The sequence below is a fragment of the Ramlibacter ginsenosidimutans genome (genome assembly GCF_016654015.1).
Taxonomy (GTDB): Bacteria; Pseudomonadota; Gammaproteobacteria; order Burkholderiales; family Burkholderiaceae_C; genus Ramlibacter; species Ramlibacter ginsenosidimutans.
The window spans coordinates 167693-180184 of record NZ_JAEPWM010000008.1; the positions used below are offsets into that span (position 1 = coordinate 167693).

At 69.3% G+C, this 12492-nt stretch carries 13 protein-coding genes; 6 read left to right on the forward strand and 7 right to left on the reverse strand.

What is annotated here, in order from left to right:
- Window positions 1–9 precede the first annotated feature (9 nt).
- Window positions 10–336, reverse strand: coding sequence for a YkgJ family cysteine cluster protein (locus JJB11_RS18445; RefSeq protein WP_201174782.1), 327 nt, complete (start codon window positions 334–336; stop codon window positions 10–12).
- An 84-nt stretch (window positions 337–420) separates the two neighbouring features.
- On the opposite strand from JJB11_RS18445, the gene JJB11_RS18450 reads away from it, so the two are divergent.
- On the forward strand, window positions 421–819 hold the full coding sequence (locus tag JJB11_RS18450; protein WP_201174784.1) for a hypothetical protein: 399 nt from the start codon (window positions 421–423) through the stop codon (window positions 817–819).
- Window positions 820–853: 34 nt separating this feature from the next.
- Here the strand turns inward: JJB11_RS18450 and argF are convergent, their stop codons facing one another.
- Together argF and JJB11_RS18460 are read right to left on the reverse strand one after the other, a co-directional pair.
- Complete coding sequence (gene argF, locus JJB11_RS18455) at window positions 854–1771, reverse strand: ornithine carbamoyltransferase (protein ID WP_201964938.1); 918 nt, start codon at window positions 1769–1771, stop codon at window positions 854–856.
- 5 nt (window positions 1772–1776) lie between these two features.
- Window positions 1777–2970, reverse strand: a complete 1194-nt coding sequence (locus tag JJB11_RS18460) for an aspartate aminotransferase family protein (RefSeq protein WP_201174794.1) — start codon at window positions 2968–2970, stop codon at window positions 1777–1779.
- Between the two features lie 238 nt (window positions 2971–3208).
- Here JJB11_RS18460 and JJB11_RS18465 point away from each other — a divergent pair, with 238 nt between their 5' ends.
- Both JJB11_RS18465 and JJB11_RS18470 read left to right on the forward strand, forming a co-directional pair.
- Complete coding sequence (locus JJB11_RS18465) at window positions 3209–3523, forward strand: DUF3579 domain-containing protein (protein WP_201174796.1); 315 nt, start codon at window positions 3209–3211, stop codon at window positions 3521–3523.
- Between the two features lie 72 nt (window positions 3524–3595).
- Window positions 3596–5356 carry a sulfatase family protein gene (locus JJB11_RS18470; RefSeq protein ID WP_201174798.1) on the forward strand — a complete coding sequence of 587 codons (1761 nt, stop codon included), beginning with the start codon at window positions 3596–3598 and terminating at the stop codon, window positions 5354–5356.
- A 120-nt stretch (window positions 5357–5476) separates the two neighbouring features.
- Here JJB11_RS18470 and rpsT read toward each other — a convergent pair whose 3' ends face one another.
- On the reverse strand, window positions 5477–5782 hold the full coding sequence (gene rpsT, locus JJB11_RS18475) for a 30S ribosomal protein S20 (protein WP_201174800.1): 306 nt from the start codon (window positions 5780–5782) through the stop codon (window positions 5477–5479).
- Window positions 5783–5898: 116 nt separating this feature from the next.
- Here rpsT and murJ point away from each other — a divergent pair, with 116 nt between their 5' ends.
- Window positions 5899–7464: a murein biosynthesis integral membrane protein MurJ gene (gene murJ / locus JJB11_RS18480; RefSeq protein ID WP_201174802.1), complete on the forward strand. Its 1566-nt coding sequence runs from the start codon at window positions 5899–5901 to the stop codon at window positions 7462–7464.
- 66 nt (window positions 7465–7530) lie between these two features.
- Window positions 7531–8385 (forward strand): SirB1 family protein, encoded by an 855-nt coding sequence (locus JJB11_RS18485; RefSeq protein ID WP_201174803.1) that lies wholly within the window; start codon window positions 7531–7533, stop codon window positions 8383–8385.
- A gap of 82 nt (window positions 8386–8467) precedes the next feature.
- Here JJB11_RS18485 and JJB11_RS18490 read toward each other — a convergent pair whose 3' ends face one another.
- From JJB11_RS18490 to purM, 3 genes are all read right to left on the reverse strand, one after another.
- Window positions 8468–9289, reverse strand: a complete 822-nt coding sequence (locus JJB11_RS18490; RefSeq protein ID WP_201174805.1) for a ParA family protein — start codon at window positions 9287–9289, stop codon at window positions 8468–8470.
- A 115-nt stretch (window positions 9290–9404) separates the two neighbouring features.
- Window positions 9405–10595: an MFS transporter gene (locus JJB11_RS18495; protein ID WP_201174807.1), complete on the reverse strand. Its 1191-nt coding sequence runs from the start codon at window positions 10593–10595 to the stop codon at window positions 9405–9407.
- Window positions 10596–10603: 8 nt separating this feature from the next.
- Window positions 10604–11635, reverse strand: coding sequence for a phosphoribosylformylglycinamidine cyclo-ligase (gene purM / locus JJB11_RS18500; RefSeq protein WP_201174809.1), 1032 nt, complete (start codon window positions 11633–11635; stop codon window positions 10604–10606).
- 168 nt (window positions 11636–11803) lie between these two features.
- Between purM and hda the strand changes: the two genes are divergently transcribed.
- A complete protein-coding gene (gene hda, locus JJB11_RS18505; protein WP_201174811.1) occupies window positions 11804–12478 on the forward strand; it encodes a DnaA regulatory inactivator Hda in 675 nt (224 codons plus the stop codon).
- The last annotated feature ends 14 nt before the right edge of the window (window positions 12479–12492 follow it).

Sequence of the window (12492 nt, forward strand, 5' to 3'; positions counted from 1 at the left end):
CGCGCGCGATCAGGCCGCCAGCGGCGGCAGGCCGTGGCGCGCCCGGGCCCGCTCGCAGGCGTCGCTGCCCGGCTCCAGTTCGCGGCACGGGTTGGGACGCCACTCGTAGATGCCGCAGGAGGCGCGCTCGCCCACGCGGCCGGTGAGCGCCGCACAGCGGACCGGCACGTGGTCGGTGCCGCGCATGCGCATCGTGCTGCCGTTCACTTCGACCGCGAGCCCGCGCGGCACGCGGCCGCCTTCGTCCTCCATCTCGTGCAGCGAGAAGTCGACGCGGTACGCCGCGCAGCAGGCGCCGCAGAGGAGGCAGGGGTAGGCACTGGATTCTTGTGACATACGAGGTCATCGCGACGCCTGGCGGGCCCGTTGCGACAGGACTGTACACGCGTACAGACACCGCCACAGGCAAGGAGAGTCCCCATGGAACTGCAGATCGCGCGCCAGATTATCGACACCCTGGCCCAGGGCATCCATCCGGTCACGGGTGAGGCCATGCCCGAGGACAGCCCTTACAACGCACCTCCGGTCATCCGGGCGCTGCACGCCGTGTCGCGCGCGCTCGAGGACGCGGCCGCCGCGCCCGCTGCCGAAGCCGCCAAGCCGCGCCGTGCGCAGCCACCCAACGCGGGCAAGGCCTGGTCGGCGCAGGAGGACGCGGCACTGGAGACGGCGTTCGAGGCCGGCATCGCCCTCAAGCAGGTGGCGCAGGAACTGGGACGCACCGCCTTCGCCGTGGAGCAGCGCCTCGTGCGCCTGGGCAAGATCGCCGCGCCGGCGGGAGGAGGGCGCTTCCGGACGTCCAGCGCCGCGATGGGCTGAGCGCCGCAGCGCAGCCGGCGTGCGGTGCCGAGGCTCAGGCGACCTTTCCGAGCAGCAGGTATTCCATCAAGGCCTTCTGCACGTGCATGCGGTTCTCGGCCTCGTCCCACACGACCGACTGCGGGCCGTCGATCACGTCGGCCTCCACCTCCTCGCCGCGGTGCGCGGGCAGGCAGTGCATGAAGAGCGCGTCCGGTTTGGCGACGCGCATCATGTCCGTGTCCACGCACCAGTCGGCGAAGGCCTTGCGGCGCTCCTCGTTCTCCGCCTCGAAGCCCATGCTGGTCCACACGTCGGTGGTCACCAGGTCGGCGCCGCGGCAGGCTTCCATCGGGTCGCGGAACACCTTGTAGCTGTCGCTGCTGCGGATGCCCGCCACGGCCTGGTCCACCTCGTAGCCCGTGGGGGTGCTCACGTGCACGGTGAATCCCAGCAGCTCGGCGGCCTGCAGCCAGGTGTTGGCCATGTTGTTGCCGTCACCGACCCACGCGACGATGCGGCCCCTGATCGAGCCGCGGTGCTCGATGAAGGTGAAGATGTCCGCCAGGATCTGGCAGGGATGGAACTCGTTGGTGAGGCCGTTGATGACGGGCACGCGCGAGTGCGCGGCGAAGCGCTCGAGCTTGTCCTGCCCGAAGGTGCGGATCATCACCAGGTCCACCATGCGGCTGATCACCTTGGCGCTGTCCTCGATCGGCTCGGCGCGCCCGAGCTGGCTGTCGCCCGTGGTGAGGTGCACCACGGAGCCGCCCAGCTGGTACATGCCGGCCTCGAAGCTCACGCGCGTGCGCGTCGAGGCCTTCTCGAAGATCATCGCCAGCGTGCGGTCGGCCAGCGGGTGGTACTTCTCGTAATTCTTGAACTTGCGCTTGATCTCCGCGGCACGCTGGAAGATCCACTCGTGCTCCTCGGTGCCGAAGTCGCTGAACTGCAGGAAGTGCTTCAGGGTCATGGCGTTCATTCCGCCAGGAAGGCCTTCACCAGCGGCGCCAGGATCGCGACCACGTCGTCGGCCAGCTTCTCGGTCATGATCAGCGAGGGCAGCAGGCGGATCACGGTGTCCGCGGTCACGCTGATCAACAGGCCCGCGTCCGCGGCGCGTTTGGTGAGCACGCCGCAATTGCGGTCGAGCTCTATGCCGATCATCAGGCCCTGACCGCGGATCTCCACGACACCCTTCAGTCCGCCGAGCTCGCGGGCGAGCGCGCCCCTGAGGTGCGCGCCCACGCGCAGTGCGTTGTCCAGGAGCTGGTCCTCCTCCATGATGCGGATCGTCTCCACGCCCGCGCGCATCGCCAGCGGGTTGCCGCCGAAGGTGGTGCCATGGTTGCCCGGCTGGAAGATGTTCGCGGCCTTGGGACCGGCGACCACCGCCGCGATCGGCACGCCCGAGCCCAGGCCCTTGGCCAGCGGCATCACGTCGGGCACGATGCCGGCCCACTGGTGCGCGAACCACTTGCCCGTGCGGCCCATGCCGCACTGCACCTCGTCGATGATCAGCAGCCAGTCCTTCTGGTCGCACAGCTGGCGCACCTGCTGCAGGTACTCGATGCGCATCTGGTTGATGCCGCCTTCGCCCTGGATGGTCTCGAACATCACTGCCACGACGTTGGGATTGCCTTCGGTGGCCCGCTTCAGCGCGGCGAGGTCGTTCAAGGGCACGCGGATGAAGCCTTCCACCAGCGGGCCGAAGCCCTCCTGCACCTTCTCGTTGCCGGTGGCGGAGAGCGTCGCGATGCTGCGGCCGTGGAAGGCTTTCTCGTAGACGACGATCTCGGGCCGCTCGATGCCCCGGTTATGGCCGTACTTGCGCGCCAGCTTGATTGCCGCCTCGTTCGCCTCCAGGCCGGTCGAGCCGAAGAACACGTTGGTCATGCCCGAGAGCTCGACCAGCTTGGCCGCGAGCTTCTCCTGGTTGGGCACGTGGTAGTAGTTGCAGGTATGGATGATCTTCGCGACCTGGTCCTGCAGGGCCGGCACGAGCTTGGGGTGGTTGTGCCCGAGCGTGTTGACCGCGATGCCCGCCAGCGCGTCGAGGTAGCGCTTGCCGTTCACGTCCCACACGTAGCAGCCGTCGCCGCGCTCGAGCGCGATCGGCAGCCGGCCGTAGGTGTTCATGGTGTGGGGCGATGCCGCCTCGATCTGGGCCATGGGTGCACTTCCTCGATTCACAAATGAAAGCGGCTCCACGCGAGAGAGCCGTCGGGACACGATTGTAGGCACACGGCCTGGCCGGCTTGCTTGAGAATTCCGCATCACAGCGATGCCCCGGACAGCCAGACTACAGCCCCGCGACGTCCAATCGGGGCGGCCAAGTCTTATATAAGATAGAATACTTGTGCGCTGCAGCAAGAGCTTGCCTGCGGTGCCACCGCCCCCCGACACGACCATGGTTTCCCGCACTGCCAGTGAAGTGTTCATCCAGGGCATCACCAAGGATGGACGCACCTTCCGCCCCAGCGACTGGGCGGAGCGGCTGGCAGGCGTCATGAGTCCGTTCCGCCCCGGCGGCGCGCAGCCGGGCAGCCACCTGAGCTACTCGCCGTGGTGCATCCCCACGGTGATCCAGGGCGTCAAGTGCGTCGTCGTCAACCGCCAGCTGCGCGACCTCGAACCCATGGCCTGGGACTTCGTCCTGAACTTCGCGAAGGACAACGACCTGCAGGTGAGCGAGGCCTGCCTGCTACCCGATCGCGATTCCTAGAGCCCAGGCTCCTGGCGCATCGGACGAAGGTCCCATGGACCCGTGCGCGCGCTGTGTGGACGCTTGGCGCCCATGGACCATGACCTGAATCCCCCGGGCGCCCTGTCGCGCCGGCAGTTCCTGCGTGCGGCCGGATCCGGCGCACTGGCCCTGGGCGCCGACAGTGCGCTGCCCCAGCCGGCCGGACCCGCCGGGCCCTACAACATCCTGTTCATCCTGGTCGACCAGCAGCGGTACTTCCGGCCGGGCGAGCTGCCGGCGGACTACCGGTTGCCCGCGCAGGAGGGGCTGCTCGCGCGCGGCACGTTGTTCGTCAACCACCGCATCGCGTCCTGCGTGTGCACCTCGTCGCGCTCGGTGCTCTACACGGGCCGGCACATCCAGCACACCCGGATGTTCGACAACACGAACTTCCCGTGGATCGAGAGCATGTCGACGGACATTCCGACGGTGGGCGACATGCTGCGCGATGCCGGCTACTACAGCGCCTACAAGGGCAAGTGGCACCTGACCAAGGAGTTCGAGACGGTCAACAAGCTCGGCTCGCCGACGAAGATCTTCACCGCCGAAATGGAGCAATACGGCTTCTCGGACTATGTCGGCATCGGCGACATCATCGCCCACACCCGCGGCGGCTACGCGCACGACGGCGTCATCGCAGCGATGGGCGTGAGCTGGCTGCGCAGCAAGGGCCGCGAGCTGGCGGCGGCGGGCAAGCCCTGGTTCCTGGCGGTCAACCTCGTGAATCCGCACGACGTGATGTTTTACGACACCGATGCGCCCGGCACGGAGGTGCGCGATCGACGCGGCATCACGCATGTGGCGCGCGATCCCGTCGATCCGCTCTATGCCAGGCAGTGGGACTTCACGCTCCCGGCCAGCTACGCGCAGCCGCTGGCTGCGCCGGGGCGCCCGCCGGCCCACGCCGATTTCCTGCGGTCGCACGACGCACTGGTCGGCGAGATCCCGAACGAGGAGCCGCGCTGGCGGCGACGGCACAACTACTACCTGAACTGCATGCGCGACGTCGACCGGAACATCGCGGCGGTGCTGTCCGAACTGGAGGCGGCGGGACTCGCGGACCGCACCATCGTCATCCTCACTTCCGACCACGGCGACATGGATGGCGCCCACCGGCTGCACGCCAAGGGAGCGGTCGCCTACCGGGAGCAGAACAACGTGCCGCTGCTGATCGCGCATCCGGCCCACCCGGGCGGCGGGCAATGCCGCGCCGTCACGTCGCACCTGGACATCGCCCCGACCCTGGTGGCGCTGACCGGCATCGCGCAGGACCAGCGCGCCGCGATCGTGAAGGGACTGCCGGGGCACGACTTGTCCGGCCTGCTGGCAGCCCCCGGGCAGGCCGGGGCGGATGCGGTCCGTCCGGGTGCGCTCTTCTGCTACAACATGCTCGCCTACCTCGACGGCGACTACATGGCCAAGGCCGTCGCCCACCTGCAGGCGGGCGGCAGGCCGGACCAGTTGAAGGCGGCCGGCATCCGCCCCGACCTGATGAAGCGGGGCGCCGTGCGTTCCGTGTTCGACGGCCGCTACACCTTCGCGCGCTACTTCGCGCCCCGGCAGCACAACCGGCCGGGGACGCTGGAGGCGCTCTACCGGTTCAACGACGTGGAGCTGTACGACCTGCAGGCCGATCCGGCCGAGATGGACAACCTGGCTGCCGGCAGCCGCCATCGCGACCTGGTCGCGGCCATGAACGACAAGCTCAATCGCCTGGTCGACACCGAAGTGGGCGAGGACCGGGGACAGATGCTGCCCGGCGGCATCGAAGCGGGATGGGAAGTGAGCCAGGAGACGATGGCGGGCGCCTGAGGCCGCGCTCCCATGAAAAAACCGCCCGAAGGCGGTTTTTCACTTTTTGCTTTGCTGGCAGCGCACCCGGTTCAAACGGCGCGAGCCCGGGGGCTCACGTGCTGACCCGACGCTGGTGCGTCAGGCGGCGGCCGGGGCTTGCAGGCCCTTGACCTTGGCCGAGAGGCGGCTCTTGTCGCGCGCGGCCTTGTTCTTGTGGAAGATGCCCTTGTCGGCCACCGTGTCCACGATCGATTGCGCCTTGGCGAACAGCTCGGTCGCCTTGGCCTTGTCACCCGCGGCGACCGCCTTCTCGACGTTCTTCACCGCGGTACGGTATTTGGAGCGCAGGGACGTGTTCGCTGCGTTCAGTTTCACGTCCTGGCGGGCGCGCTTGCGGCCCGACGCGAGGCGTGGGTTCTTCTTCTTGGGTTTGCCAGAAGCCATGGAATGTTCCTTGAGGGTCTGAGGATGATGCCAGCAAAGCCCGCGATTATAGCCCGCGGCCATGTCCTACGCCCGCACAGGGCGGCATGCGCAACCGCAGGGCTACACTCGAGTCGGTGAGCCTGATCAAATCCGCCTCCACAGTCTCCCTCCTGACGCTCGCCTCCCGCATCACGGGCCTCATCCGCGACGTGATGTTCGCCTCCTTCTTCGGCGTAAGCGCGCTCACCGACGCCTTCTACGTCGCCTTCCGCATCCCCAACCTGTTCCGGCGGGTCTTCGGCGAAGGCGCCTTCAGCCAGGCCTTCGTCCCCGTCCTGGCGGCGGAGCGAACGACGCACGGCGACGCCGGCGCCAAGCGCCTCGTGGACCACGTCTCCACCGTGCTGCTGTGGACGCTGGTGCTGCTCTGCGTCGCCGGCGTGATCGGTGCGCCCCTGATGGTCTGGGCGCTGGCGAGCGGCCTGCGCAAGACGCCGCACGCCTACGACGCGGCGATCCTGATGACGCGGCTGATGTTCCCCTACATCGGCTTCATGTCGCTGGTGGCGCTGGCCGGCGGGATCCTGAACACCTGGAGAAAGTTCGCGGTGCCCGCTGCCTCGCCGGTGCTGCTGAACATCTGCATGATCGCCTCGATCGGGCTGGCAGCGCCGGCGTTCCGCCAGCTCGGGCTCGAGCCGATCTATTCGCAGTGCATCGGCGTGATGGCCGGCGGCGTGCTGCAGCTCGCCATCCAGGTGCCTGCGCTGCGCCGCATCGGCATGTGGCCGCGCGTCGGCGTGGTTGCCGCGAGCCTGCGCGCGGCGTGGCAGGACCCGTCCACCCGCAAGATCCTCAGCCTGATGCTGCCGGCGCTGCTGGGCGTCAGCGTCGCGCAGATCTCGCTGCTGATCAACACGCAGATCGCGTCCTACCTGCCGGCCGGCAGCGTCAGCTGGCTGAACAACGCGGACCGGCTGATGGAGTTCCCGACGGCGCTGCTGGGGGTCGCCCTCGGCGTCGTGCTGATGCCCCAGCTCGCGGCGGCCCGGGCCGGCAACGACGACGAGCGTTACTCCGGCATGCTGGACTGGGGGCTGCGCCTGGTGGTCCTGCTGGCCATCCCGAGTTCGGTCGGCCTGCTGGTGTTCGCGGTGCCGCTGGTGGCGACGCTGTTCCACTATGGCGCCTTCAAGGACAGCGACGTGGCGCAGGTCGCGCTCGCGCTGGCTGGCTACGGCACCGGCTTGCTGGGCCTGGTGTCCATCAAGGTGCTGGCGCCGGGCTTCTACGCCAGCCACGACATGAAGACGCCGATGCGCATCGCCGTCGTTGCGCTGATCGTGACGCAACTGTTCAACGTCGCGCTGGTTCCCTTGCTGCACCACGCGGGGCTGGCGTTGTCGATCGGCCTGGGCGCGCTGGTGAACGCGGGCAGCCTGCTGGTGTTCCTGCTGCGCAAGGGCCGCTACAAGCCGCAGCCCGGGTGGGGCATCTTCGCCCTGCAGGTCTTCGCCGGCTCGGCGCTCCTCGCCATCTTCCTGACCTGGGCGGCGCACGCCTTCCCGTGGATCGAGTGGCGCGCCGAGCCCTGGAAACGCATCGGCGTGATGGCCGCCACCCTGGCGGCCGCAGTCGTGATCTACTTCGGAGCATTGCTGGCCGCGGGGCTGAAGCTGCGCCAGTTTGTCACGCGCTGAGCGCGTGGATTGCCCGTTTCCCCGACCACGCTTGACGCTCGCTGGCCCGTCCATTACAACCACTTCATGCCCTCGCTCGAGTTCAACGCACCCTCCGCGCTGGAATACTTCCGGACGCTGGTGCAGAGCGACGAACAGCTTCCGCTGCTCGAGGCGGCGGCCAGCATCGCCCAGGACGAATACCCGGACCTCGACCTGCAGGTGGTGCTGGGCGACGTCGACCAGTTGCTCGCCCGCCTGAAGCGCCGCATCCCTGCGGACGCCGCGGCGCTGCAAAGGCTGCGCACGCTCAACCAGTTCTTCTTCCGCGACCTGAGCTTCGGCGGCAACGTCAACGACTACTGCGACCCGGACAACAGCTACCTCAACGTGGTGCTGCGCACGCGGCGCGGCATCCAGATCTCGCTGGCCGTGCTGTGGATCGAGCTCGCGCAAGGCATCGGGCTGCATGCGCGCGGCGTCTGCTTCCCCGGCCATTTCATGGTGAAGGTGAACCTGCCCAAGGGCCAGGTCGTGATCGATCCCTTCACGGGCCAGTCGCTGTCGCGCGAGGAACTGTCCGAGCGCCTGGAGCCCTACAAGCGGCGCAGCGGCCTGGTCGACGAATTCGAGGTTCCGCTGGGCCTGTACCTGCAGGCGGCGCCGCCGCGCGACATCCTCGCGCGCATGCTGCGCAATCTCAAGGAGATCCACCGCGCGCAGGAGGACTGGCAACGGCTCATCGCCGTGCAGAACCGCCTGCTCGTGCTGCTGCCCGACGCCTGGGCCGAGTACCGCGACCGCGGGCTCGCGCATGCGGAGCAGGGCCACACGGCGCTGGCGGTGGAAGACCTGGAAACCTACCTGGTCCACGCGCAGGACGCGCTGGACATCGACGCGATCGCCGATCGCGTGGCGCACCTGCGGCGCGCACTCCAGTAAACCTGCAAGACGGTTGGCTTTGACGCTGCGGCGAGCGCCGGCGGTGTCTCTGCTCGCGTGCGAACAGACCGGCCGGACGCGTTCAGCCGTTCCCCAGGCGGGCCGGGCTCGCCAGGGTGCGCGCCGGCTCGTTCAGCGAACGGGAACCGAGCACGGACGGGCGCAGCCCGCCCTCGTGCAGCGGTCGCGCCTCGTGCAGCGGCCGGCCCTGCAGCACGGAAGGCCGACGCACCGGCAGCACCGGCTCGCGCTTCGCCTCGGGCGCGGGCGCGGGCATCAGCACCGGGTGCAGCCACTGCAGGACAGACGCCCATTGCGCCAGGTCCGCCGCGGCCTTGTCCACGGGCAGGTCGAACAGCGTCAGCCCGCGCTCGAGGCTGCGCACGTACAGCTGCGTCTCGCGCAGCACGCCGATCATCTCCACTTGATGCTCCAGCGCCCACGCGCGCAGCACGTCGCCGGCGCTGGTGCGGCCATCCACGCGCATGCCCACGGTCGCGACCTTGCACAAGCCCTTGGTCACGCGCGGCATCGTCATGAGTTCGGCGATGCAGGCGGCGGCCGATTCGCGGTCGAACAGGGAGGGGCACACGGGCAGCACGATCGCGTCGGCGAACATGACGATGCGCGCGAGTTCGAAGCCGTGCAGGCCTCCCGGCGTGTCGAGCACCACGTGCGTGATGCCGGTGGGCACGCGCAACACGTTCTTCTGGTCGACAGTCCACGGCGCGATGCCGGGCAGGGAGGCATCCCGGCGGCGCAGCCAGCCGCGGCTGGATTGCTGGCGGTCGATATCGCCCAGCATGACGGCCAGTTGCTGGCGTGCGCACCAGGCGGCGACATGGGCGGCAAAGGTGCTTTTGCCGGTGCCTCCCTTGCGGTTGACGACCGCGACGACGGGCATGGATTTCTCCCAAGGTGAGCTGCCAGTGTGGGCGAGCCATTCGCCGAAGTCCAGCACCCGAAGGCGCTTGTGTGCTGCAAGTCTTGTAGCGGCGCGACAGCGCGCCGCCCGTCCCTCAGCGGCTGCCGTTCGTTGCCGCGGGCGCCTTCCAGGCCAGCACGGCGAGCGTGACGACGCTGATCGCCGCGCCGGCCACGAAGGTGCTGCCGCCGCCCAGGCGATCCCACAGCAGGCCGGCCAGCGCGCTTGCCACCAGCAGCGCGATGCCGCTGGCCAGGTTGAACACGCCGAAGGCCGTGCCGCGCAGCGCATCGGGCGAGGTGTCGGCCACCATCGCGGCGAGCAGGCCTTGCGTGAGGGCCATGTGCAGTCCCCACAGCAGGATGCCGGTCCACAGCAGCGGGCCGTGGCTGGCGAGCGCCAGCGCCGCATCGGCGAGCACCAGCACGACGAGCCCCGCGGCCAGCAGCTTGCGATGCGACATCGTGTCGGCCAGCTTGCCGAAGGGATAGGCGCCCAGCGAATACACGACGTTCATCGCGATCAGCACGAGCGGCGCATAGGCGATGCGCAGCCCGCCCTGCTGCGCGCGCAGCACCAGGAAGGCTTCGCTGAAGCGCGCCAGCGTGAACAGCGCGCCGATGCCCACCACCCACCAGTACGGGGCGGCGAGCTGGCGCAGGCTCTCGCGGCGGATCGGGTTCACGCGCGCGGTGCCGGTCGGCGCGTCTGGCTCGCGCACGCCGAAGGCGAGCAGGGCCACCGACAAGACCGCCGGGAGCACGGCGACCCAGAAGATCGCGTGGAAGTCGTTGGCCCACGCCAGCATCAACCCGGTGGCGAGCAGCGGACCGAGGAAGGCGCCCACCGTGTCCAGCGACTGGCGCAGGCCATACGCCGCACCGCGCTGCTCGGGCGGCACGAGCTCGGACACCAGCGCGTCGCGCGGTGCTCCGCGCAGGCCCTTGCCGACCCGGTCGATCAGCCGGGCTGCCAGCACCGTGTCCACGCTGCCCGCCAGCGCGAACAGGGGCTTGGACAGCGCACCCAGGCCGTAGCCCAGCACCGCCACCGGCTTGCGGCGGCCGAGCCAATCGCTCCAGGCGCCGGAGAACACCTTGACGATCAGCGCGGTGGCCTCCGCTCCGCCTTCGATGAGGCCCACCGCCAGCATGCTCGCGCCCAGGGTGGTGGTGAGGAAGACGGGCAGCAGGCTGAAGATCATCTCCGAGGAGATGTCCATCAGCAGGCTCACGAAGCCGAGCGCCCAGATGCTCCCGGGCAAGCGGGCGCGCGGCTGGTGCATGCCGGGGATCAGGACACCGTGACGCTGGCGCCCGTGCCGCGAGCCGCGATGCGGCCGATATCGTGCACCGACTCGCCCTGGGCCCGCAGCGTCTCGGCCACGGCGGCGGCTTCCGCCGGCGCGACCACCACCACCATGCCGATGCCGTTGTTGAAGGTGCGGTTCATCTCGTGGTCGTCGATGGCGGCGACCTGCTGCAGCCACGCGAACAGTTCGCTGCGCGGCCAGCTGCCCTGGCGCAGGTGCGCGGCGAGGCCGTCGGGCAGCACGCGCGGAATGTTCTCCAGCAGCCCGCCGCCGGTGATGTGGGCGAGCGCCTTGATGCCGGCGTGCTGCGCCAGCGCCGCGAGCACGGGTTTCACGTACAGGCGCGTGGGCGCCATCACCGCTTCGCGGAAGGGCTTGCCGTCGAGGGTCGCGGGCAGCTGTCCCGCGCGTTCGATGCACTTGCGCACCAGCGAAAAGCCGTTGGAGTGCACCCCGCTCGACGCGAGACCCAGGACGACGTCACCGGCCTGTACGTCGCGGCCGGTGAGGATCTTCGACTTCTCCACGGCGCCGACCGCGAAGCCGGCCAGGTCGTACTCGCCGGCCGGATACATGCCCGGCATCTCCGCGGTCTCGCCGCCGATCAGCGCGCAGCCGGAGAGCTCGCAACCGCGCGCGATGCCGCCGACCACCGCGGCGGCCGTGTCCACGTCGAGCTTGCCGCAGGCGAAGTAGTCGAGGAAGAACAGCGGCTCGGCGCCTTGAACCAGCACGTCGTTCACGCTCATCGCGACCAGGTCGATGCCGACCGTGTCGTGCATGTTCCACTCGAACGCCAGCTTGAGCTTGGTGCCCACGCCGTCCGTGCCGCTCACCAGCACCGGCTCGCGGTAGCGCTTGGGCACTTCGAACAGCGCGCCGAAGCCGCCGATGCCCGCCAGCACCCCCTCGCGCATGGTTTTCTTCGCGAGCGGCTTGATGCGCTCGACCAGCGCGTCGCCGGCGTCGATGTCGACGCCGGCATCCTTGTACGAGAGGGGGGAAGCGTTCATGCAGGGGCTGGACGGGGCCTGGCGGCGCCGCCCGATAGAATTTGCCCTGGATTTTAGGTCACCGGACCTCCTCGTCCGCCTTTTCCTCCCCATGCCACCCATCCCCACCCCCAACCAGCACGCCGTCCGCGCCGTCGCGGGCGCGCCTGCGCCGGGGTGGACGCGCGCATGAAGCAGCTGCCCCTGGACATCGGCCTGGCCCGGCCGCCGACCCTGGCCAGCTTCCTCGCCGGCCCGAACGAGGCTGCGTGGAAGCACCTGCAGCTATGGGTCGCCAGCCCGACGCGCTCGCCCGTGCCGACCTATCTCTGGGGCGCGGCGGGCAGCGGCAAGACGCACCTGCTGCGGGCGGTGGAACAAGCCTTGCGGGAGCAGGGCGCACGCACGGGCTGGCTCGATCCGTCGCAGCCCGAGCCGCCGGCCTTCGATGAACGCTGGGCGCTGGTGCTGATGGACGACGTCCAGCAGTACACCGCCGTGCAGCAGCACGCGGCTTTCAGCTGGTTCGTGCAGGCCCAGGCCCTGCAACGCGGCGTGCTCGCTGCGGGCACCGCGCCGCCTGCGGACCTGAAGCTGCGGGAAGACCTGCGCACCCGGCTCGGCTGGGGCCACGTGTTCGAGCTGCATGTGCTGAGCGAACCCGAACGCCGCGCGGTGCTGCGCCAGGCGGCCGATGCGCGCGGGATCTTCCTCGGCGACGAGGTGATGGATTTCATCCTGCACCGCTTTTCGCGCGACCTGGGTAGCCTGATGCAACTGCTGGAGCACCTGGACGCGTACGCGCTGCAGACCCAGCGCGCGATCACCATCCCGCTGGTCAAGGCAATGCTGGAGCAAGAGTGAGCAGCGCCGCACGG

Excerpts from the sequence above, each read along its gene's own strand:
- JJB11_RS18445 (WP_201174782.1), bottom strand. The coding sequence starts at position 336 with ATGTCACAAGAATCCAGTGCCTACCCCTGCCTCCTCTGCGGCGCCTGC.
- JJB11_RS18450 (WP_201174784.1), top strand. The coding sequence starts at position 421 with ATGGAACTGCAGATCGCGCGCCAGATTATCGACACCCTGGCCCAGGGC.
- argF (WP_201964938.1), bottom strand. The coding sequence starts at position 1,771 with ATGACCCTGAAGCACTTCCTGCAGTTCAGCGACTTCGGCACCGAGGAG.
- JJB11_RS18460 (WP_201174794.1), bottom strand. The coding sequence starts at position 2,970 with ATGGCCCAGATCGAGGCGGCATCGCCCCACACCATGAACACCTACGGC.
- JJB11_RS18465 (WP_201174796.1), top strand. The coding sequence starts at position 3,209 with ATGGTTTCCCGCACTGCCAGTGAAGTGTTCATCCAGGGCATCACCAAG.
- JJB11_RS18470 (WP_201174798.1), top strand. The coding sequence starts at position 3,596 with ATGGACCATGACCTGAATCCCCCGGGCGCCCTGTCGCGCCGGCAGTTC.
- rpsT (WP_201174800.1), bottom strand. The coding sequence starts at position 5,782 with ATGGCTTCTGGCAAACCCAAGAAGAAGAACCCACGCCTCGCGTCGGGC.
- JJB11_RS18485 (WP_201174803.1), top strand. The coding sequence starts at position 7,531 with ATGCCCTCGCTCGAGTTCAACGCACCCTCCGCGCTGGAATACTTCCGG.
- JJB11_RS18490 (WP_201174805.1), bottom strand. The coding sequence starts at position 9,289 with ATGCCCGTCGTCGCGGTCGTCAACCGCAAGGGAGGCACCGGCAAAAGC.
- JJB11_RS18495 (WP_201174807.1), bottom strand. The coding sequence starts at position 10,595 with ATGCACCAGCCGCGCGCCCGCTTGCCCGGGAGCATCTGGGCGCTCGGC.
- purM (WP_201174809.1), bottom strand. The coding sequence starts at position 11,635 with ATGAACGCTTCCCCCCTCTCGTACAAGGATGCCGGCGTCGACATCGAC.
- hda (WP_201174811.1), top strand. The coding sequence starts at position 11,804 with ATGAAGCAGCTGCCCCTGGACATCGGCCTGGCCCGGCCGCCGACCCTG.